The 20,773-nt window shown below is 44.3% G+C and carries 17 protein-coding genes; 10 read left to right on the top strand and 7 right to left on the bottom strand.

The features are described 5' to 3' along the window. The first annotated feature begins 1 nt into the window (after position 1). Positions 2–1,513, top strand: coding sequence for a xylulokinase (gene xylB, locus EAE92_RS01310; protein ID WP_214066761.1), 1,512 nt, complete (start codon positions 2–4; stop codon positions 1,511–1,513). Between the two features lie 169 nt (positions 1,514–1,682). Here the strand turns inward: xylB and putP are convergent, their stop codons facing one another. Next, the gene (putP, locus tag EAE92_RS01305) at positions 1,683–3,167 is read right to left on the bottom strand and encodes a sodium/proline symporter PutP (RefSeq protein WP_214066760.1); all 1,485 of its coding nucleotides are present in this window, start codon (positions 3,165–3,167) and stop codon (positions 1,683–1,685) included. A 487-nt stretch (positions 3,168–3,654) separates the two neighbouring features. Between putP and putA the strand changes: the two genes are divergently transcribed. Further along, a complete protein-coding gene (putA, locus tag EAE92_RS01300) occupies positions 3,655–7,635 on the top strand; it encodes a trifunctional transcriptional regulator/proline dehydrogenase/L-glutamate gamma-semialdehyde dehydrogenase (RefSeq protein WP_214066759.1) in 3,981 nt (1,326 codons plus the stop codon). 107 nt (positions 7,636–7,742) lie between these two features. Here the strand turns inward: putA and EAE92_RS01295 are convergent, their stop codons facing one another. The 4 genes from EAE92_RS01295 to EAE92_RS01280 all read right to left on the bottom strand — a co-directional run bounded on the left by EAE92_RS01295 (position 7,743) and on the right by EAE92_RS01280 (position 11,305). Beyond that, a complete protein-coding gene (locus EAE92_RS01295) occupies positions 7,743–8,249 on the bottom strand; it encodes a GNAT family N-acetyltransferase (protein WP_214066758.1) in 507 nt (168 codons plus the stop codon). 450 nt (positions 8,250–8,699) lie between these two features. Further along, positions 8,700–9,212, bottom strand: a complete 513-nt coding sequence (gene fliZ / locus EAE92_RS01290) for a flagella biosynthesis regulatory protein FliZ (protein WP_011146218.1) — start codon at positions 9,210–9,212, stop codon at positions 8,700–8,702. Between the two features lie 52 nt (positions 9,213–9,264). Then, positions 9,265–9,987, bottom strand: a complete 723-nt coding sequence (locus EAE92_RS01285; protein ID WP_036775524.1) for an RNA polymerase sigma factor FliA — start codon at positions 9,985–9,987, stop codon at positions 9,265–9,267. Between the two features lie 247 nt (positions 9,988–10,234). Then, positions 10,235–11,305, bottom strand: coding sequence for a FliC/FljB family flagellin (locus tag EAE92_RS01280; protein ID WP_214066757.1), 1,071 nt, complete (start codon positions 11,303–11,305; stop codon positions 10,235–10,237). A 274-nt stretch (positions 11,306–11,579) separates the two neighbouring features. On the opposite strand from EAE92_RS01280, the gene fliD reads away from it, so the two are divergent. The 3 genes from fliD to fliT are packed head-to-tail and all read left to right on the top strand — an operon-like array spanning position 11,580 to position 13,801. Beyond that, positions 11,580–13,001, top strand: coding sequence for a flagellar filament capping protein FliD (gene fliD / locus EAE92_RS01275; RefSeq protein WP_214066756.1), 1,422 nt, complete (start codon positions 11,580–11,582; stop codon positions 12,999–13,001). 12 nt (positions 13,002–13,013) lie between these two features. Further along, on the top strand, positions 13,014–13,424 hold the full coding sequence (gene fliS / locus EAE92_RS01270) for a flagellar export chaperone FliS (RefSeq protein WP_214066755.1): 411 nt from the start codon (positions 13,014–13,016) through the stop codon (positions 13,422–13,424). Continuing rightward, positions 13,424–13,801 (top strand): flagella biosynthesis regulatory protein FliT, encoded by a 378-nt coding sequence (fliT, locus tag EAE92_RS01265; RefSeq protein ID WP_113024302.1) that lies wholly within the window; start codon positions 13,424–13,426, stop codon positions 13,799–13,801. Before fliS ends, fliT begins: the two co-directional genes overlap by 1 nt. A gap of 330 nt (positions 13,802–14,131) precedes the next feature. Here the strand turns inward: fliT and EAE92_RS01260 are convergent, their stop codons facing one another. Beyond that, entirely contained in the window at positions 14,132–14,962 is an 831-nt protein-coding gene (locus EAE92_RS01260; protein ID WP_214066754.1) for a DUF2829 domain-containing protein, read from the bottom strand. Positions 14,963–15,259: 297 nt separating this feature from the next. Between EAE92_RS01260 and EAE92_RS01255 the strand changes: the two genes are divergently transcribed. Continuing rightward, positions 15,260–15,385 carry a type II toxin-antitoxin system MqsA family antitoxin gene (locus EAE92_RS01255; RefSeq protein WP_214066753.1) on the top strand — a complete coding sequence of 42 codons (126 nt, stop codon included), beginning with the start codon at positions 15,260–15,262 and terminating at the stop codon, positions 15,383–15,385. 25 nt (positions 15,386–15,410) lie between these two features. Here EAE92_RS01255 and fliE read toward each other — a convergent pair whose 3' ends face one another. Continuing rightward, on the bottom strand, positions 15,411–15,722 hold the full coding sequence (fliE, locus tag EAE92_RS01250) for a flagellar hook-basal body complex protein FliE (RefSeq protein ID WP_046395721.1): 312 nt from the start codon (positions 15,720–15,722) through the stop codon (positions 15,411–15,413). A gap of 284 nt (positions 15,723–16,006) precedes the next feature. Between fliE and fliF the strand changes: the two genes are divergently transcribed. The 4 genes from fliF to fliI are packed head-to-tail and all read left to right on the top strand — an operon-like array spanning position 16,007 to position 20,760. Further along, complete coding sequence (fliF, locus tag EAE92_RS01245) at positions 16,007–17,710, top strand: flagellar basal-body MS-ring/collar protein FliF (protein WP_214066752.1); 1,704 nt, start codon at positions 16,007–16,009, stop codon at positions 17,708–17,710. After that, positions 17,707–18,699, top strand: a complete 993-nt coding sequence (gene fliG, locus EAE92_RS01240; RefSeq protein ID WP_036783277.1) for a flagellar motor switch protein FliG — start codon at positions 17,707–17,709, stop codon at positions 18,697–18,699. Before fliF ends, fliG begins: the two co-directional genes overlap by 4 nt. Next, the gene (gene fliH, locus EAE92_RS01235) at positions 18,692–19,396 is read left to right on the top strand and encodes a flagellar assembly protein FliH (RefSeq protein WP_214066751.1); all 705 of its coding nucleotides are present in this window, start codon (positions 18,692–18,694) and stop codon (positions 19,394–19,396) included. Before fliG ends, fliH begins: the two co-directional genes overlap by 8 nt. Continuing rightward, positions 19,396–20,760 (top strand): flagellar protein export ATPase FliI, encoded by a 1,365-nt coding sequence (fliI, locus tag EAE92_RS01230; RefSeq protein WP_214066750.1) that lies wholly within the window; start codon positions 19,396–19,398, stop codon positions 20,758–20,760. The genes fliH and fliI overlap by 1 nt, the downstream gene beginning before the upstream one ends. Positions 20,761–20,773: the final 13 nt, after the last annotated feature.

The raw sequence follows: 20,773 nt of genomic DNA, 5'->3' as shown, positions 1-20,773 counted from the left end.
CATGGCGCTCTACGCTGGTATCGATTGCGGTACACAAAGTACTAAAGTCATTATTGTCAATAGCCAAAAAACGCATATTTTGGGTGAAAGCAGCTCGCCTCACCCAATAATTAGCGACTCAAACGGCCGTCGTGAACAACAGGTTCACTGGTGGACGGAGGCATTGGAAAGTGCCTTTTCTCAAGCGATTGAGCAAGCCGGAATTTCTGGTACAGAAATTGTCGCTCTTGCCGTATCAGGTCAACAACACGGTTTTGTTCCTCTGGATGCAGAAGGCCATGTTTTAGCACCGGTAAAACTCTGGTGCGACACTGAAACCGCGATTGAAAATCAGGAAATTATTGACGCACTCGGTGGTATCCAAGCCGCTTTAATACAACTCGGATTAATGCCGCAAACAGGTTATACCGCATCAAAAATTCTTTGGTTCAAAAAATACCATCCTGAATTATGGGAAAAGCTGGATACCGTTTTATTACCTCATGATTATCTCAACTATTGGCTAACAGGCAGATTAGTTGCCGAATATGGTGATGCTTCAGGAACCGGATTACTGAATATTCGTAAACGCGAATGGGATAACCAAACTGCCCAATTAATTGATCCGGATGGCCGTCTTTGGCATGCACTGCCTGAATTGGTTTCCGCTGAGACCTGTATTGGCACAGTAAGGCCCGAAATAGCAAGAAGATTAGGGCTTTCACCGACAACCAAAGTTGCGTCTGGCGGGGGCGATAATATGATGGCTGCCATTGGAACGGGCAATATCATTCCCGGCATCACGACCATGAGTTTAGGCACCTCTGGCACCCTATTCACTTACTCTGACAAACCAATTGTCGCTGATTCTGGAATGATCGCGGGTTTCTGCTCCTCTAATAATGGATGGCTACCATTGATTTGCACGATGAATGTGACTTCAACAACAACCACTATTCAGAAGCTGTTTAATATGGATATTCAGGCTTTTAATGACACATTGAACCAGAGCAAACCCGGTGCTAATGGTTTGATAATGCTACCGTTTTTTAATGGTGAACGTGTCCCGCCACTTCCCCACGCCAAAGCGAGCATCCATAACCTGGATATTAGCAATATGAATCAACAAAATTTCATTTTGGCGGCAGTTGAAAGCGCCACCTACGGGCTACGTTTTGGTATTGAATTATTTCGCAAACAAGGGATTGAAATTAATGAAATCCGTTTGACCGGCGGCGGCGCTCGCAGTAAAAAATGGCGACAAATTGTGGCTGATATCATGAATACGCCGGTTATTTGCGTCACAAATCAAGAAGCTGCCGCCCTAGGTGCTGCTATTCAAGCTATGTGGTGTGATTCCTTGACAGAAGAAAAAGACAAACAAGCGCAGCTCGCCCACCTTTGCCAACGCTTTGTTCATCTTGATGAGGAAACCCGCACCGTTCCAATTCCCGAAACAGCCGCATTATATGACGTGCTTTATCAAGATTATTTATCTCTGTTGACTGCTGAATATCCAGAGGTGAAAGTATGAAACATTGACCGCCGATAATTCTCCCAGTGAATGACTCAAAGTTACCGGCATCCAATAATTTTTCATGATGAAAAAAACAAACCTCGCTTTAAACGAGGTTTGTTAGTGGTCTGGTGAAGGCATTTCGCCTTCACGCTTTTTTACCTTTATTTCAATATATTATCTCAATTCATTTAGTCTTATATTGCGCTTCAGCATCAATAAAACGCTGTTGCGCTGTTCTGCTCGGCGCTTTACCCAACAGACTCACAACCACTATCGCAATAGAAGCTAAGATAAAGCCAGGAATAATTTCATACAACGCAAACCACTGGTACTTCATCCATACCAATACCGTAACGGCCCCTACCAACATGCCCGCTAATGCGCCATTACGAGTCATACGTTTCCAGATAACAGAAATCAGTACCACCGGACCGAACGCAGCGCCAAACCCTGCCCATGCATTACTTACCAGAGCCAGTACTTTATTGTCTGGATTGGTTGCTATCACCATCGCGATGACCGCCACCAGCAACACCATGAAACGCCCTACCCACACCAACTCTTTCTGACTGGCGGATTTACGGATAAAGGGTTTGTAAAGATCTTCCGTCAAAGCACTTGCACACACCAGCAACTGACAGCTTAAGGTACTCATCACCGCGGCCAAAATAGCTGAGAGTAAAATGCCTGCTATCCAAGGATTAAACAAAACAACCGCCAATTCCATAAAGATACGCTCACGGTTGGCTGTGACCGGGCCAGACAGTTCAGGATGCATCTCAAAATAAGCAATACCGAAGAAGCCGACAGCAATAGTGCCAGCCAGACATAACACCATCCAGGTCATGCTGATACGGCGAGCTTTACGGATAGTATGATGGGAATCTGCCGCCATAAAACGCGCCAGAATATGCGGCTGACCAAAATAACCCAACCCCCAACCTAGCAACGAGATAATGGCAATAAAGTTCAACCCTTTAAACATGTCCATATAAGCCGGACTTTTTGCCGCTATCATCGCCAGAGAGGTATCAACGCCGCCTACAGAGAAAATAACGATGACCGGCGTCAAGATAAGCGCAAAGATCATTAATGAAGCCTGAACCGTATCGGTCCAACTGACCGCCAGAAAGCCGCCAAGGAAAGTATAAGCAATGGTTGCTGCCGCGCCGAGCCACATGGCTTTCTGATAACTGATACCGAACGTACTTTCAAATAACAATCCTCCGGCAACGACGCCAGAAGCACAATAGATAGTAAAGAAGATCAAAATAACCAACGCAGAAATAATACGTAGGATTTTACTGCTATCGTCAAAACGACTGGTGAAATAGTCCGGCAATGTTAGCGCATTATTATTAACTTCGGTCTGGATTCGTAACCTGCCTGCCACCAATTTCCAGTTCAGGTAAGCGCCTAAAGCAAGACCAATGGCTATCCAGCTTTCTGAAATCCCCGCGAAATAAACTACGCCAGGCAAGCCCATTAATAACCAGCCACTCATATCCGAAGCACCGGCAGACAAAGCCGTTACCACGCTACCTAATCGCCTTCCTCCCAAAATATAATCATCAAAATTTTTGGTTGAGCGATAAGCCAAAAAACCTATCAACAACATACCAGTAATGTAGACAATAAAGGTGATTAGCATTGGTGTATTTACTGTCATGCAAGTTCTCCATAGTGTTATCTGTGTTTTGCAAATCCGCAGTTCTCCTGGGTACACAGAGTTTTCCCTGTCAGGTTCAGGAACGTTGCACCTGATTGCACCTAAAAATGGTCCATAATTCTAAATTGAAATAATTATTTTTGTAACCAATTAGAAAGTTACAGTGAATCCTAGATTAGCATCAGGTAATTTAACAACTAATTAACGCCATTTTTTACAAGAAACGTCTACTGAATCACATTTATTTGCTTTAAAAATTATACTTTTTAACCATTTCAGGGTTACACCCCTATATTTCGCTACAAAATATTAAACCAATGTGTATCAATCAAATAAAGTCACAAAAATAAATATATCCACCTAATTATAATAACTAGATTAATTTCACAAAAATAAAACAAGCGATTCTCATAAGGTTGCACAAAGTTGCAACATGTCAGATATTATCATGCAATTTTAGATAAACCTTACCTATTAAGGAGCAAGGATGGGTAGTACAACAATGGGCGTGAAGCTTGATGAAGCAACGCGCGATCGCATTAAAGCTGCGGCACAACGGATTGACCGCACTCCACATTGGCTGATTAAACAAGCTATTTTTAATTACCTTGAACGTCTTGAAAGTGATGAACAGATCGCTGAACTCTCTGCTAATCAAGATATTAAAGAAGAGAAGATAATCGCCGAAGAAACGGCACCAGATTCTGCTCATCAACCTTTCCTCGACTTCGCAGAGCATATCCTGCCTCAATCAGTAAAACGTTCCGCAATTACTGCGGCCTATCGCCTGCCAGAAACACAAGCAGTTCCCATGTTGCTACAACAGGCGCAATTACCAGAAGATCAGGCACAAGCGACTCATAAACTGGCTTACAGCATTGCAGAAAAACTGCGTAACCAAAAAAACAGCATTGGTCGTTCAGGTCTGGTTCAAGGGTTATTACAGGAATTCTCGCTCTCATCTCAGGAAGGCGTTGCGCTAATGTGTCTTGCGGAAGCCTTGCTCCGTATTCCTGATAAAGCCACTCGCGATGCGCTAATCCGCGACAAAATCAGTAACGGCAACTGGCATTCCCATCTGGGCCAAAGTTCATCCATGTTTGTCAATGCAGCAACCTGGGGGCTGCTGTTTACCGGCAAACTGGTCTCTACCCACAACGAAGCCAAACTCTCCAATTCGCTGAATCGCATTATCAGTAAGAGCGGCGAGCCATTAGTGCGTAAAGGCGTAGATATGGCAATGCGCCTGATGGGTGAACAGTTTGTTACCGGAGAAACCATCGCTCAAGCGCTGGCAAGTGCACGTAAGCTGGAAGAAAAAGGGTTCCGTTACTCCTATGACATGCTAGGTGAAGCCGCTTTAACTGAGGAAGATGCTCAGAATTATATGGTTTCCTATCAACAAGCGATTCATGCTATCGGGAAAGCATCTAACGGCCGCGGCATTTATGAAGGACCTGGAATCTCTATTAAGCTTTCTGCGCTGCACCCGCGTTATAGCCGTGCTCAATATGAACGCGTTATGAACGAGCTATATCCACGCCTGCTTTCCCTGACATTACAGGCACGCCAATATGATGTTGGTATCAATATTGATGCCGAAGAAGCCGATCGTCTGGAAATTTCCCTCGATTTGTTGGAAAAACTCTGTTTTGAACCACAACTGGCTGGCTGGAATGGCATTGGTTTCGTTATTCAGGCTTATCAGAAACGCTGCCCCTTTGTTATCGATGCAGTCATTGACTTAGCACAACGCAGCCGCCGTCGGTTGATGGTGCGACTGGTAAAAGGCGCTTACTGGGATAGCGAAATTAAACGCGCTCAAATCGATGGGCTGGAAGGCTATCCGGTTTACACCCGCAAAGTTTATACTGACGTTTCTTATCTGGCTTGCGCCCGCAAATTATTGTCAGTACCCAATCTGATTTATCCTCAGTTCGCTACCCATAACGCCCATACTTTAGCTGCCGTTTATCATATGGCGGGCCAAAACTATTATCCTGGTCAATATGAGTTCCAGTGTCTGCATGGCATGGGAGAACCCTTGTATGAACAAGTGGTCGGGAAAATCGCTGACGGTAAATTAAACCGCCCATGCCGTATTTATGCGCCAGTAGGCACTCACGAAACACTGTTGGCTTATCTGGTCCGTCGCCTGTTGGAGAACGGCGCTAACACCTCCTTCGTCAACCGTATCGCCGATACCACATTACCACTGGATGAACTGGTCGCCGATCCGGTGAACAAGGTTCAGAAGCTGGCCGAAACCGAAGGCCAAATCGGTCTTCCACATCCGAAAATTCCTCTGCCTCACAATCTGTATGGCAAAGATCGCGCAAACTCAGCCGGTCTGGATCTTGCCAACGAACATCGTCTGGCATCTCTTTCCAGCGCGCTATTAAGTTCTGCCACCGAAGAACGGTATAGCGAGCCACTACTGGGCGGCAATTATCACCATCAAGGTGAGTTACCGGCCGCTAAACCAGTTATTAACCCGGCGGCGCCTTCGGATATTGTCGGCTATGTTCGTGAAACCACTGAACAGGAAGTCGGTCATGCGCTGGATGTCGCAACAGAAGCCGGCGCAATCTGGTTTGCGACTCCCCCATCAGAACGAGCTGCTATTCTGGTTCGCGCTGCGGAATTGATGGAAAACCAGCTGCAACCGTTATTAGGTATTTTGGTTCGAGAAGCCGGCAAAACCTTTAATAATGCAATTGCCGAGGTACGCGAGGCGGTCGATTTTCTCTATTACTATGCGGGACAAGTTCGTCATGATTTCGCTAATGATACCCATCGTCCACTGGGGCCGGTTGTCTGTATCAGCCCGTGGAATTTCCCATTAGCCATTTTTACCGGGCAGATAGCGGCTGCATTGGCTGCCGGTAACAGTGTATTAGCAAAACCTGCGGAGCAAACCCCATTAATTGCGGCAACGGCAGTCAAAATACTGCATCAAGCAGGTATTCCCCACGATGCATTGCAATTATTACCTGGCCGAGGTGAAACCATTGGTTCTCTTCTGGTGGGTGATGAGAGAGTGCGCGGCGTGATGTTTACCGGCTCCACCGAAGTGGCGAGTCTATTACAACGTAACATTGCCGGACGACTTGATGCACAAGGGCGCCCAACCCCTCTGATTGCCGAAACCGGTGGTCTGAACGCCATGATTGTCGATTCTTCCGCGCTGACAGAACAAGTTGTTACTGATGTGGTCGCCTCTGCTTTTGACAGCGCCGGTCAACGTTGTTCTGCCCTGCGTATCCTCTGTATTCAAGATGATGTGGCAGAAAGAACCCTTACCATGCTGAAAGGCGCCATGTCTGAATGCCGGATGGGTAATCCTGAACGCCTGTCTACCGATATCGGCCCGGTCATTGATGCGGAAGCCAAAGCCGGCATTGATCGCCATATTCAAGCAATGCGTACCAAAGGACGCACGATTTATCAGGCAGCACAAGATAATGTGGTTGACAATCAAGAGTGGGATCAAGGCACCTTCGTTAAACCGACACTGATTGAATTGGAAAATTTCAATGAATTAAAACAAGAGATTTTCGGCCCGGTTCTGCATGTTGTCCGTTTTAAACGTGACGAGCTGGATAAATTGCTGGATCAAATTAATAACTCCAACTATGGTCTGACCTTGGGCGTCCATACCCGTATTGATGAAACGATTGCACAAGTTACCGCTAAAGCGAAAGTCGGCAATCTGTATGTCAACCGCAACATGGTAGGCGCTGTTGTTGGCGTGCAACCGTTCGGTGGTGAAGGCTTATCCGGTACCGGACCGAAAGCAGGCGGCCCGCTCTATTTGTACCGTCTGCTCTCTTGCCGTCCTCAAAACGCGATCAACCAAACGTTGGAACGTCAGGATGCTGAATATCCACTGGATGCCAATGTCCGTTCAGTACTGATGACCCCTTTTGATGCACTGACAGAATGGGCGACCAAGCAGCACAACGAAGAGCTAAATCAGTTGATTCAACAATATAAATTGCTGGCACAAGGCGGCACTACCCGCCTGTTGCCGGGGCCGACCGGCGAACGCAATACTTATACCCTGTTGCCTCGTGGTCAGGTGTTGTGTCTGGCGGATAATCAACAGGATACATTCATTCAACTGGCAGCAACATTATCTGTAGGCTGTCAGTTGCTATGGCAAAATGATGAACTACATCAGCAACTATTTCGTCAATTGCCAGATAGCGTCCGTAAATCAATCAATTGGGTTCAGGACTGGCAAAGTGAAGATACGGTATTCGAAGCGGTTATTTACCACGGCGATTCTGATCAATTGCGTCAAGTTTGCGAACAAGTTGCTAAGCGTAAAGGCGTTATCATTTCCGTACAAGGTTTTGCCCGTGGAGAAACTAATCTGCTGTTAGAACGTCTGCTACATGAACGTTCACTGAGCATTAACACCGCAGCGGCGGGGGGTAATGCCAGTCTGATGACTATCGGTTAATTTCGGTTGTAGTTAAGGGGAACACATCAAAAATGTGTTCCCCAAGAATCCTAACTTAATCATCGGTTGTTTGCCCACGGTCTATTACTGTTTCAGTATTTCTTTAGTCATATTTCTTTATTCATATAGTATTCATCTATCAGTTCACCATTTATAAATAGTGAACCAGTTCTGATGCCAGAAAAAATAAAACCTGATGACAAATACCGTTTTATTGCCAATGTATTTTTTATTGCAACGGTTAATTCAAGTCTGCTAACTCCATTTTTCCGGGACCAATCTTGCGCTTTGTCGAGTAGATTTCTCGCTATACCTTTGTTTCTATATTCTTTTTTTACTCCAAGAACAATAGAACCCAGATGCCTGTTTCTATTACACACTCCTCTAGATATAACAATAAATCCAACAATACTTTTGTTATCTTCACATATTAACATTTGCCTGTCTTTTCCGAATCCTTTTATTATATCCGCCTGTTCTTCAACACTGGTTTTTCTTTCCCCCGGCTCAAATAACATAAATTCCGATGTGTTATCCAAATCATTTAAAAAGACAACCAGACTGTTTGCGTCTTCTACGTTAACTTCTCTAAAAATAAATATTTCTTTTTCCATAGCGAATACCATATTAATGAAATTAACATATACAATATATTTTCATATACAAAAGTCAATAAGATTTAAGATGATGTTAGGCTAATTAATGGTGAGACAACTGAAAAGATAACAAGGCAAAATAAGTTGGTACCTATCGTGATATTTAAAATAATTTCCTTTATCACCTCCAAAACCCAACTCAATGAAATAACAACAAAAAATCTCATGGGAAATAGGCAATCCGCAACCATTATATAAAAAAATAATTAATCCTATTATCGTCCCTGTTATTAAAAGCCAAGCGTGGCTTTCGTAAGTGTAATTTTTATTTTTAATGTCTGATTTTATATTGACGCCTATGAAAACAACCCGCGTTATTTTTAACGTGGCTTGTCAGCGGTCTAAGGGGAACACATCAAAATGTGTTCCCCCAAAATTAATCATCTCTTTGCTGTTTATATTTCCAGCTTAGTGACCGCCCTGTTGCCAGCTCAAATACTGTTCATACTTGCGCAAAGCAATGTTGTAGTTACTGAATGCCGACTGTGACAGCTTTTCACTCAGTTTTTCCTGAATTTTCTCTGTTGTGAACTCTTTTACAGGGTAATTGCTTGAAGTGAGCAATTCATCCAAACGTCGTAAACGAACCACATACTCACGAACAGTGCTATGACTCATTTCAGTCTGTTCAAACAGGTACTGTTTGAACGACATGATGTCAAAATAATCTGTCTCGCTATTGCAATAAATCTCACTGCAAAAACGACATAACGCGACAAATTTATCTTGCAGCTCATCCCAGGTCTTGTCATCGATCAACTCCGTCATCTCGGAGATGGACTCTTTGTTGATCACTTGGCCATTAAAAACCAAAGAGATACGGTCAAGAGCTTTGTGACAATGCAAGCAATGAGTTTGACTATGTTTGTAGTCTTTAATGTAACGGCTGAGCGGCCGTTTCTTTTGTGTTGTAACAGACATAAGAGATAAGCCCTGTGTGTAGTCTTAAACAAAAAACAAATAAGCAAAAAAGTTACTTTTCCGGATTTAAGCGTGCCCGCAAGCGTTTAATCGCCTGGCTGTGTAGCTGACTTATACGGGACTCCCCGACTTCAAGTACTGCGCCAATCTCTTTCAGATTAAGTTCTTCCTGATAATACAGCGTCAGAACCATTTTTTCTCGCTCAGGTAACGAATCAATAGCTTCAATTACCCGTTGACGAACGTCACTCTCCAGCAATTGTTGTAAGGGATTAGTTTCATGCCCCTCTTCAATGACAGGTTCACAGCTTTCACCATGAATTTCATGCCATTCGTCATACGAAAACAATTGACTGTTATTCGTATCTAACAGTATCTGCCGATATTCTACCAGATCAATCTTTAATTCTTTAGCAACTTCCTGCTCACTGGCTGGACGGCCTAAGTCTTGCTCAAGTTTACGGATGATTTGCGTCACTTCGCGCGCATTACGGCGCACGCTACGCGGAGCCCAATCGCGGCTCCTTAACTCATCCAACATTGCACCTCTGATGCGTTGTACCGCATAAGTGGTAAACGCGGTTCCTTGTAAGGAATCAAAACGTTCCACCGCATTTAGTAAGCCGATTCCCCCGGCCTGAAGTAGATCATCCAGCTCCACACACGCGGGTAACCTAACTTGTAGCCTTAACGCTTCATGGCGAACTAATGGTACGTAGCGCTTCCAGAGGCTGTTTTTGTCCATCACGCCTTCGGCGGTATACAAATCGCTCACAACAACAGACACCTTTGGAAAAAGAGACTAACCATCATTATCCAATCCCCTAACAAGGGCAATCGTTTGAACAATGTAGTAAAAACACTTCTTTTTCACCTATGCGAAATTTATTGTCTGCCTAATAGTATCACAAATTTTAGGCTGTTCCTGATAAACTCCTAAAAAAGAAGGACCGGCGAGCCGATCCTTGATTTTATTTGGATTTTTATGTGAATCAGGTTCACATATTGCCCTAACTGAACGATTAACGCAGCAGAGACATTACATTCTGAGGCACTTGGTTAGCCTGAGCCAGAACCGCAGTACCCGCTTGTTGCAGAATTTGACCACGGCTCATGTTAGACACTTCGGTCGCGTAGTCAGCATCTTCGATACGGCTACGAGCTGCGCTCAGGTTGTTAACGGTGTTGTTCAGGTTGTTAACGGTAGATTCCAGACGGTTTTGGATAGCACCCAAAGAACTGCGCAGGCTGTCAACTTTTGCCAGAGCCTTGTCCAAAGTATCCAGAGGATCTTTTGATGCTTTAGCAGTAATCTCATCGGTTGCTTTCAACTTACCATCAGCTTTGTTAATTTCTGCGCTGAAATATTTCACTTTGCCATCTGTATCGTCAGTACCTTTGACAACATATTTGCCAGGATCAACTTCACCATTATCCTTAACGGCTTTATAGACTTCTACACTTTTCAGGTCCTTAACTTTAACGTCGGTAGTATGATCGATATCTTTCTTCCCACCTGCACCATCGTCAACCTGTGTAATTACTTCTCCGTGTGGAACTTCCTTAGAAACAGTAAATTTACCCAGTTTCAGAACCTCGCTGTCAATTTTTTCCAGATTAATTTTGATAACTTCGTTGTCGTTAGCACCAACCTGAATAGTCATTTCGTTCTTTTCACTTAGAACATGAACACCGTTAAATTGAGTCTGTTTAGAAATACGATCAATTTCCTTTAAACGCTCAGTAACTTCTTCCTGGATAGATTTGGTATCACTCGCAGAGTTGGTTTCGTTTGTCGCCTGAACAGCCAGTTCACGAATACGTTGTAAGTTGGTATTAATTTCGTTCAGCGCACCTTCGGTAGTCTGTGCAATAGAGATACCGTCGTTAGCGTTACGTGCCGCCTGGGTCAAACCTCTAACATTTGCAGTGAAACGGTTAGCGATCGCTTGACCAGCTGCGTCATCCTTCGCGCTGTTGATACGCAGGCCAGAAGACAGACGCTCGATAGCGCTACCCAAAGTACCCTGGGATCTATTCAGGTTATTCTGAGTCAGCTGGGAGAGGATGTTAGTTCCGATGACTTGTGCCATAGTTAGAGTTCCTTTTTAAAATCAAGTCGATATATAAGTTTGGGGTTTACCCACGGTGTTCATCACCGCCAACAGTTTTATCGGCGCCCCTCAAAGAACCTTTAATTTTTCTTGAAAAAACTTTTTCTTTTTTATCACATTGCCTTGATAAGCCAAACAGCGTCGGTTCTTCACGACTATTCCTACCATAGAAAAATTATTTTTATTAGTAAACTTTTCTAAAAACTTACCGATAACCGGTTCAATAAAGATTTACTAATAAAGGAGTCAATAAATGGCTAGCATTTCTTCATTAGGCGCCGGATCGGGGATGGATTTGGGCTCTATATTGGATAAACTTCAGGCAGCAGAACAAAAGCGTTTAGTCCCTCTGACACAACAGCAAACCAGTTATAAAGGTAAGCTAACCGCTTTTGGTACATTAAAAGGCAGTTTAGAAAAGCTGGAAACTGCGTCTGAGTCACTGAAAAAGTTCGATAAACTTAATACAACCACTGCCAGCGAAAAACATGATGCATTCGTTGCCAGTACTGATTCTAAAGCCAGTCCAGGTAACTACAGTATTGAAGTTAAACAATTGGCACAGGCGCAATCATTACAGACAGAAAAAGTCCGTAATATCAAAGAGTATCTGGGTGAATCTTTGGGTGAAGGTAAAACCCGGACAATTACCATTACTCAGCCTGGCGAAAAAAAACCGATGAAAATCGAGCTGACAGACGGACAAACATCCATTATTGAGATCCGTGATGCCATTAATAAGCAGGAAGGTAATGTCAACGCCAGTATTATTAAAGCCAAAGATGGCGAAAACTATTTAGTGCTGACGGCCAAAAAAGCGGGCGCTGAATCGGTGATGACCATCACTGTTGAAGGTGATAACAAACTTAGCGAGTTTCTAAACTATCCGGGTACAACGAGTAAACTCACTCAAACGGTTGAAGCGAAAAATGCGAAATTGACCGTCAACAAAATCGAAATTGAGCGTCAGACAAACCATATTACCGATGCACCCGAAGGCGTTAAGCTGGATCTGAAAAAAACGACTGAGGATAAAGATAAACCAGGTGAACATAAGCCAGAAATACTGGTCATATCCCGTGATATTGAGCCGATGAAAGAGGCGATTAAAAACTGGGTTGATGCTTATAATGAATTACAAACGACATTTGATTCACTGACCAAATTTAAGCCAGTAAAACAGGGTGAAGAACCGTCGAAAGATAATGGCGCTTTATTAGGCGACAGCACATTACGCGGAATACAGAACCAACTAAGAGGCCAGATTTTCAGCTCTCAGGCAGCTAATGATATTCCAACCCTGAATAAGCTGGGCATTAAACAAAAGCCTGACGGCAAGCTGGAAATTGATAACGAAAAACTGGAAAAAAATCTAAAAGAAAAACCAGCTAATGTGAAAGCGTTCTTTATGGGTGACGGTAAAGAAACGGGTTTTGCCACTCAGACACATAAGCTATTAAAAGATGCTCTGGATAGCCATGAAGGTACCTTAGTTACCGCGACTAATGGCATTAACAAGCGTCTAAAAACCCTTGAGAAACAAGTAGACAGGACGAAAGAAAATATTAACGAAACAATTGAACGTTATAAACGCCAATTTTCACAACTGGATAAAATGGTCTCTTCCTTGGGAAAAACCGGTAGCTTCCTATCACAATTACAGCAAATGAGATAATTAAAGGAAATTATGTATCAACGTTCGGCAAGTCAATTGTATGCCCAGATAGATATGGAGAGCGAAATTATGAACGCCTCTCCCTATCAGTTGATTCAGATTTTGTTCAACGGGGCGCTTAGCGCCCTGCGTCGAGCAATTATTCTGATGGAACAAGGTAATATCGCGGAAAAAGGCGCTGCTATTTCCAAAGCGATCAATATCATCGATAATGGCCTCAAACAAGGGTTAGATACTGAAAAAGGTGGAGAGCTGGCACACAATCTCGCTTCCCTTTACGACTATATGACCCAACGTTTACTCCACGCTAATTTACGCAATGATGAGCCAGCCATTACCGAAGTAATAAAGTTACTCACCGAGATTTCAGACGCTTGGCGGCAAATTGGCCCTCATCACAACGCCAGTCAGGATATTGTTTAATGGATAATAAAATGGATCTTTTGTCAGCTTACCAACAGATCCTAAGTTTAAGTGAGCAAATGCTTAATTTAGCTAAAAATGAAAAATGGGATGAACTTGTTGATATGGAAATCACCTACCTCAAAGCAGTAGAAGTGATCAGCCACTCTTCAATATCATCGACGACTTCTCTTTCGTTACAGCAAAAAATGACCAACATTTTGCAGATAATTTTAGATAATGAAAATGAGATTAAAAAACTACTACAGAAAAGACTTGATGAATTAAGTAAACTCATCAAACAAGCAAGCCAACAGCAATTATTAAATGATAGCTACGGCCAATTCCCTGTTGAACCCTATCATAATACCCTTATGAACTCTACGGAACAAAAGTAATTGAGAAATAAAGGTGATGTACTCTCATCACCATTATTTACCCATTTTGTGAGCTTGGTTTAGGATGTATTGATTTCAATTCAGATTATAAGGAATATATAAGAAATCTTGGTGATTAAATTGCGTCTATTGAACATGAAAATCTTAACTTTATCTTGTGTTTATTAAGGATAAATACAATTTTCATCATAAGCTTCCCAATATCCACGAAGAGAAATAACTTCTCATCAGAAAAAATGTAAATTGGATTTAACTTGTGACAACAGATACGAAAAAAGCCGCACCGAAGTGCAGCCTTGAACTTAGAGTGTAGATCTGAATTATTTATCCTTATTCACCACTCCAAATTAAATAAAATCGCTTAGTTTCACCTATTTGCTTTAAAATTTTGCCTAGTTTTTCAGTATCCACTTTATGTGGATTATTGGGCGGGTCATTGTTATATAAAACACCGGATGTGGAATTTGTTATATCTGAACTCCATTCTGGGCTTGTTCCAAGATTATAGGTTATATTGTCAACTTTGACATAAAGATTTTTCTTAAATAATTCTTTCACCTTTTGAGAATTAACTTCATCAAAGGATACAGAAAAATGAATATAACCTGGATTTTCAACAGTATGGAATATTAAAATATTTTTAATATCTGTCTTATTTTGGGTAATAGTTAAAGTCCCTATGGGAGCGGCATTAGAATCACTTATTTTATTTTCACTCAAATATCCATAATATCCAGCTTTTTCGCCAAACTCTGATTTAAGATCGAAAACCAACATATCATTTGACTCTGGTTCAGGCTTTACCTTATCTTCAAAAAAACTCCAATCACAAGCCATCATATCTTCTTGCGTTGGCTGCCACGGTACAAAATTACCGTGCTCATTGCGCAGATCAATATGCGTCAAATAATCATATTTAGTACCAACGGCGACACCATCAACAGCGTAAGCACTGCCTTCTTCCACTGTTAAATTATTCACACGAGGAGTAATAGCCAAATACATCTTTTTATCACTCCAAACGGAACGAGAGACAAGTTTGCGTAGCTTTAATTGAATCAAAGCCCAAGAAAAAGAACCGACCGGAGCGACAACACTATGACATTCATATTGCTTAGGATCAAACGGACATTCATTTTCAGGTTTCATAACTTCAGACATATTATTTCCTTATATCTATAAATAATTAAAAATTAAACCACATGATTTAACCTTTAATCTATTATTAAACATTCAGTAAATTTTTATGAATTAATTCAACCGGCATAAAACTAAGATTCAATTATAACAGGATATACCGCTCATTCTCCTTATCGTTTTTTGATACTTATCAATAAGTTAAAATTAACCTCAGAAATTAGAGTTGAAAATTATTATTCGAAACCGTGACACCTTAAATATTTTATTGATAATGAGTTTTACTACTTTCCCAGGAAGGATTAACTAAGGAATAACAAAATGGGCAGCGCTGAAATGTGGACAGAAATGCAATCTCAACACAAAAGACCAGAAATAAAACCGATGGAATGTCCTGTTTGCAGCGCCGCGGAATTTATCCACGACACTCGCTATCTGTCTTATTAACGATAGACATTAATAGCTTATATACCTACACCTGCATATTCATAATCTCCTGATAAGAAGCCACCAGCTTATTTCTTACCTGGACGCCCATTTGCAAAGCGATACTGGATTTCTGCATCTCCACCATCACATCATTCAATTCAACACCGGGTACACCCAGGGTAAAATCCTGAGTTTGTTTTGTGGCATTTAAACGTGTTTGATTAATTTTACCAATAGCCGCCGTTAGTTGACTAGCAAACCCCCCCTGTAACGGCATGGGTTTTGCGATACTTGCTGCCTGTAGCGCCTGAGCCTGCATCTGTTGCAGCACGCCTTCAATTGCTTGAATTGACATAAAAACCTCGTGTTAAACCACCCTATATCCTACGCAATTCAATGCCATATTAACCCAAGGTTTATACGGCATATTTTCAGACCGCCACCCTAACATAGCCCTCTCGATCTAAAGCGGGTAATTAAAGTAAAAAGTCAGGGCTTATTGTGCCATTAAAAGATGAGTGAACAGCGAATAATGACAAAACTGAAAATAGGAAGAATTTTTTCGCTTGCGTATGGGGAGTCTGTTTTGTTACGCCACGCTTTTAGTATTCATGTTGAACAGCAAGGCAAGGATCGTCTATGAGTGCCGCAACAACCGACGTTGAAAATCAAACTAAAGGTTTCAGTGCTATCATTAACCAGATAAAAGCTGATCCTAAAGTGCCATTATTAGTTGCCGGCAGCGCAGCCGTTGCGATTGTCATTGCCCTTTTCCTGTGGTTACGCAGCCCCGATTATCGGGTGCTTTACAGTAATCTGAGCGATAAAGATGGTGGCGATATTGTCACCCAATTAACCCAATTAAATATCCCTTACCGTTTTGCCGAAAATGGCGCTGCGATCATGATCCCTGCCGAACAGGTGCATGAGACACGGCTAAGATTGGCGCAACAAGGGTTGCCTAAGGGTGGAGCTGCTGGATTCGAACTACTCGATAAAGAAAAGTTTGGCATCAGCCAATTTAGTGAGCAAGTTAACTACCAAAGGGCATTGGAAGGTGAACTGTCACGCACCATTGAATCTTTGGGGCCGGTGCAAAATGCCCGTGTTCACCTTGCACTTCCCAAACCCTCGCTGTTTGTCCGTGAACAGAAATCGCCCTCAGCTTCCGTCACCGTTGGATTACTGCAAGGCCGTACTTTGGATGAAGGCCAGATAAACGCCATCGTCCATATGGTTTCCAGCAGTGTCGCCGGCTTACCGCCGGGCAATGTCACCATCGTTGATCAGACCGGACGTCTGTTGACCCAAGCCGACGCCACCGGTCGCGATCTGAATACCAGTCAACTGAAATACATTCAGGAAGTGGAAAATCGTTTCCAGCATCGTATCGAAGCGATTCTAACCCCGGTTGTCGGTCGTGGTAACATTCACGCCCAAGTGACGGCACAGGTGGATTTTTCACGCCGTGAAGAGACGGCGGAAGAATATAAACCGAACCAACCCCCTAATCAGGCTGCGGTTCGCTCAAAACAGTTGAGTGAAAGCGAGCAGAGCGGCGGCTCTCAGGTTGGCGGTATTCCCGGTGCGCTTTCCAATCAGCCTAGCCCGCCACCGAGTGCGCCGATTGATAAACCAAATGCCAAAGATGGCAATAAAAACGACAAGAGCGATAAGAAAGCATCATCTGCTAGTAACAGTAATGAGCGCATGGTGAACAATAATCGCAATAACCGCCGTGACGAAACCACAAACTATGAAGTGGACCGGACTATTCGCCATGTGCAACAGCAAGCGGGCGGTGTTGAACGCTTATCCGTCGCCGTTGTCGTCAATTATGTCACGGTGGAAGGCAAAAACGGCCCGGAAACTCAGGCGCTAACCCCTGAACAATTGGCAAAAATAGAAGCGCTGACCAGAGAAGCGATGGGCTTTTCTAAAGAGCGTGGCGATAGCTTGAATGTGGTTAACACGCCATTTACTGAAAGCAAAGAAAATATTGAGGTTATTCCTGTCTGGCAGAACCCAATTCTGTTGGAAAAAGCCTTCGATTTTGGCCGCTACCTGCTATTGATTCTGGCGGCATGGCTGCTGTGGCGCAAAATGGTGGTTCCTCAACTTGCTAAAAAACGCGCCGCGGAAAAAGCCGCCCTCGAAGCACAGAAAGTTCAGAAAAGACAAGTGACTGAATCTAGCGCGGAAATGGATGAAAAAACGCGCCAGAAACTGACACGTCAACGAGTCAGTGCTGAAATTCAAAGCCAACGCATTCGCGAGCTGGCAGAAAAAGATCCTCGCGTAGTGGCGCTGGTGATCCGTCAATGGATGAGTAACGAACAATGAGCCTGAACGGAACAGAAAAAAGCGCCGTCATGTTAATGACCCTGGGAGAAGATCAAGCGGCCGAGGTGTTTAAACACCTGAACTCCAGGGAAGTCCAGCAACTCAGTATCACAATGGCTGGTATGCGCCAAATCTCTAACCAACAACTGGTGGATGTTTTGGCAGAATTTGAAGAAGATGCCGGTCAGTATGCGGCACTGAGTATCAACGCCAGTGACTATTTGCGCTCGGTGCTAATTAAAGCGCTAGGCGAGGAACGCGCTTCCAGTCTGCTTGAGGATATTCTCGAATCCCGTGAAACCACCACCGGTATTGAGACCCTCAACTTTATGGAGCCTCAAATGGCAGCCGATATGATCCGTGAAGAGCATCCACAGATTATCGCCACCATTCTGGTTCACTTAAACCGCGGACAAGCAGCCGATATCCTTGCGCTGTTTGATGACAAATTACGCAACGACATCATGCTGCGTATTGCCACTTTCGGTGGCGTACAACCGGCGGCGCTGGCTGAACTGACAGAAGTGCTCAATAACCTGTTGGACGGCCAGAATCTCAAGCGTAGCAAAATGGGCGGCATTCGTACCGCGGCTGAAATTATCAACCTGATGAAAAGCCAGCAGGAAGAGAATGTCATCGAAGCTATGCGCGCCTACGACAACGAACTGGCACAAAAAATCATCGATGAAATGTTCCTGTTCGAAAACCTTATCGATGTGGATGACCGCAGTATCCAGCGCCTGTTGCAGGAAATCACCACTGACTCCCTGCTCATTGCGCTGAAAGGCTGCAACCAGCAACTGCGCGATCATTTCCTCAACAATATGTCTCAACGTGCCGCAGAGATTATGCGCGATGACCTGGCAAACCGTGGTCCGGTGCGGATGTCGCAAGTGGAGAGCGAACAGAAAGCGATTCTGCTTATTGTTCGTCGTCTGGCAGAAAGCGGCGAGATTATCCTGAATGGCGGCGACGATAGCTATGTCTGATAAGTTAAACAAGGCTGACTGGCAACCCTGGAAACCAAACGAGCTGACACAGTGGGAAAAACTGCGGGCCAAACCAGAACCCGTTGATGACTCACAGCAAGATTCTGAGCGTAATGAAATCCTTGAACAAGCGGCAATGCTGGATAACCTGAAAGAACAGGCTCGCCAGGCAGGCCATGAACAAGGATTTAGCGAAGGTCAAGCACAAGGTTATGAAAAAGGCTATCAGGTCGGCTTAGAAGCCGGTCTGGAACAGGGACGAAAAGAGGCTATTCAGCAGCAGCAACCTATCACCGAGCAATGGCAAAATCTGCTAGCGGATTTCCAACATTCACTGGAAGGACTGGACACGATCATTGCATCCCGCTTGATGCAACTAGCATTGACCGCCGCAAAACAGATCTTGGGCCAACCGGCGATCTGTGATGGCACTGCCCTGCTCAATCAGATCCGTGAATTTATTCAACAGGAACCAATGTTGAGTGGTAAACCCCAATTGCGGGTTCACCCACAAGATATGCCAATGGTTGAGCAACAATTAGGCAACACACTCTCACTACACGGCTGGCGCTTACTGGCAGATAACAAACTACATCCTGGCGGTTGTAAAATCAGCGCAGAGGAAGGCGATTTAGATGCCAGTCTGGCAACCCGCTGGCATGAGTTATGTAGGCTGGCCGCACCGGGGGAATTGTAATGACAGCAAGACTCGGGCGCTGGCTGGCGACACTGGATGCTTTTGAGAAGAAATTAGCGAAAACTTCGCCGGTTCGTCGTTATGGGCGTCTGACCAGAGCGACCGGGCTGGTTATGGAGGCAACAGGTTTACATCTGCCTCTTGGAGCAACCTGCCTGATTGAGCGACAAAATGGCAGCAATATTGAAGAAGTTGAAAGTGAAGTTGTCGGTTTTAATGGCGAAAAACTTTTACTGATGCCGCTTGAAGATCTGGAAGGGATTGTACCCGGCGCCCGGGTATACGCTCGTCCGTACAGTGAAGATTGCGGCAGTGGTCGCCAGTTACCCCTTGGCCCGGAACTGTTAGGACGAGTTTTGGATGGCGCCGGTCGTCCACTGGATGGTTTTCCTTCACCGGATACCGGCTATCGCGCCCCACTCACCACACCGCCAATCAATCCTCTGCAACGTACACCAATCAGTGACGTACTGGATGTCGGCGTGCGAGCGATTAATGCCCTGCTGACCGTAGGTCGCGGGCAACGTATGGGATTATTTGCTGGTTCCGGGGTCGGTAAAAGTGTCCTGCTTGGCATGATGGCCCGTTATACACAGGCTGATGTGATTGTCGTTGGCTTGATCGGTGAACGTGGCCGCGAAGTTAAAGACTTTATTGAAAACATCCTTGGCGCTGCTGGCTTAGCCCGTTCAGTGGTTGTCGCCGCACCCGCCGATATCTCGCCTCTGTTACGCATGCAAGGCGCTGCCTACGCCACTCGTATCGCGGAAGATTTTCGTGACCGGGGTAAACATGTATTGCTGATTATGGATTCACTGACCCGCTACAGTATGGCGCAACGTGAAATTGCCCTGGCCATTGGCGAACCTCCGGCAACCAAAGGTTATCCGCCTTCGGTTTTCGCCAAACTGCCAGCGCTTGTGGAACGTGCAGGGAATGGGGTAAACGGTGGCGGTTCCATTACCGCGTTTTACACCGTACTCACCGAAGGTGATGATCAACAAGACCCGATAGCCGATGCTGCCCGAGCAATTCTGGATGGTCATATCGTCCTTTCCCGTTCGCTGGCAGAATCAGGACATTACCCGGCCATTGATATTGAAGCCTCTATCAGCCGCGCGATGACCTCACTCATTGATAAGCAACACTACCGACGGGTACAGCAGTTCAAACAGCTACTCGCAAGCTATCAGCGTAACCGTGATCTGATTAACGTCGGTGCTTATGCGGCAGGCAGTGATCCGCTACTGGACAAGGCCATTGAGCTTTATCCCTACATGGCGCAATTTCTACAGCAAGATATTGAAGAGCGTAGTGAATATGAAGCGGCCTGCATTCAATTACAACAGTTGTTACCTACATAACGTAACGATTTTC

This window comes from Photorhabdus hainanensis, assembly GCF_018448965.1.
GTDB classification, from domain to species: domain Bacteria; phylum Pseudomonadota; class Gammaproteobacteria; order Enterobacterales; family Enterobacteriaceae; genus Photorhabdus; species Photorhabdus akhurstii.
This window is presented reverse-complemented; position numbering and strand designations above follow the sequence as displayed.

Bases quoted from the DNA above. Each gene is read 5' to 3' on its own strand.
- xylB (WP_214066761.1), top strand. From the start codon at position 2: ATGGCGCTCTACGCTGGTATCGATTGCGGTACACAAAGTACTAAAGTC.
- putP (WP_214066760.1), bottom strand. From the start codon at position 3,167: ATGACAGTAAATACACCAATGCTAATCACCTTTATTGTCTACATTACT.
- putA (WP_214066759.1), top strand. From the start codon at position 3,655: ATGGGTAGTACAACAATGGGCGTGAAGCTTGATGAAGCAACGCGCGAT.
- EAE92_RS01295 (WP_214066758.1), bottom strand. From the start codon at position 8,249: ATGGAAAAAGAAATATTTATTTTTAGAGAAGTTAACGTAGAAGACGCA.
- fliZ (WP_011146218.1), bottom strand. From the start codon at position 9,212: ATGTCTGTTACAACACAAAAGAAACGGCCGCTCAGCCGTTACATTAAA.
- EAE92_RS01280 (WP_214066757.1), bottom strand. From the start codon at position 11,305: ATGGCACAAGTCATCGGAACTAACATCCTCTCCCAGCTGACTCAGAAT.
- fliD (WP_214066756.1), top strand. From the start codon at position 11,580: ATGGCTAGCATTTCTTCATTAGGCGCCGGATCGGGGATGGATTTGGGC.
- fliS (WP_214066755.1), top strand. From the start codon at position 13,014: ATGTATCAACGTTCGGCAAGTCAATTGTATGCCCAGATAGATATGGAG.
- fliT (WP_113024302.1), top strand. From the start codon at position 13,424: ATGGATAATAAAATGGATCTTTTGTCAGCTTACCAACAGATCCTAAGT.
- EAE92_RS01260 (WP_214066754.1), bottom strand. From the start codon at position 14,962: ATGTCTGAAGTTATGAAACCTGAAAATGAATGTCCGTTTGATCCTAAG.
- EAE92_RS01255 (WP_214066753.1), top strand. From the start codon at position 15,260: ATGGGCAGCGCTGAAATGTGGACAGAAATGCAATCTCAACACAAAAGA.
- fliE (WP_046395721.1), bottom strand. From the start codon at position 15,722: ATGTCAATTCAAGCAATTGAAGGCGTGCTGCAACAGATGCAGGCTCAG.
- fliF (WP_214066752.1), top strand. From the start codon at position 16,007: ATGAGTGCCGCAACAACCGACGTTGAAAATCAAACTAAAGGTTTCAGT.
- fliG (WP_036783277.1), top strand. From the start codon at position 17,707: ATGAGCCTGAACGGAACAGAAAAAAGCGCCGTCATGTTAATGACCCTG.
- fliH (WP_214066751.1), top strand. From the start codon at position 18,692: ATGTCTGATAAGTTAAACAAGGCTGACTGGCAACCCTGGAAACCAAAC.
- fliI (WP_214066750.1), top strand. From the start codon at position 19,396: ATGACAGCAAGACTCGGGCGCTGGCTGGCGACACTGGATGCTTTTGAG.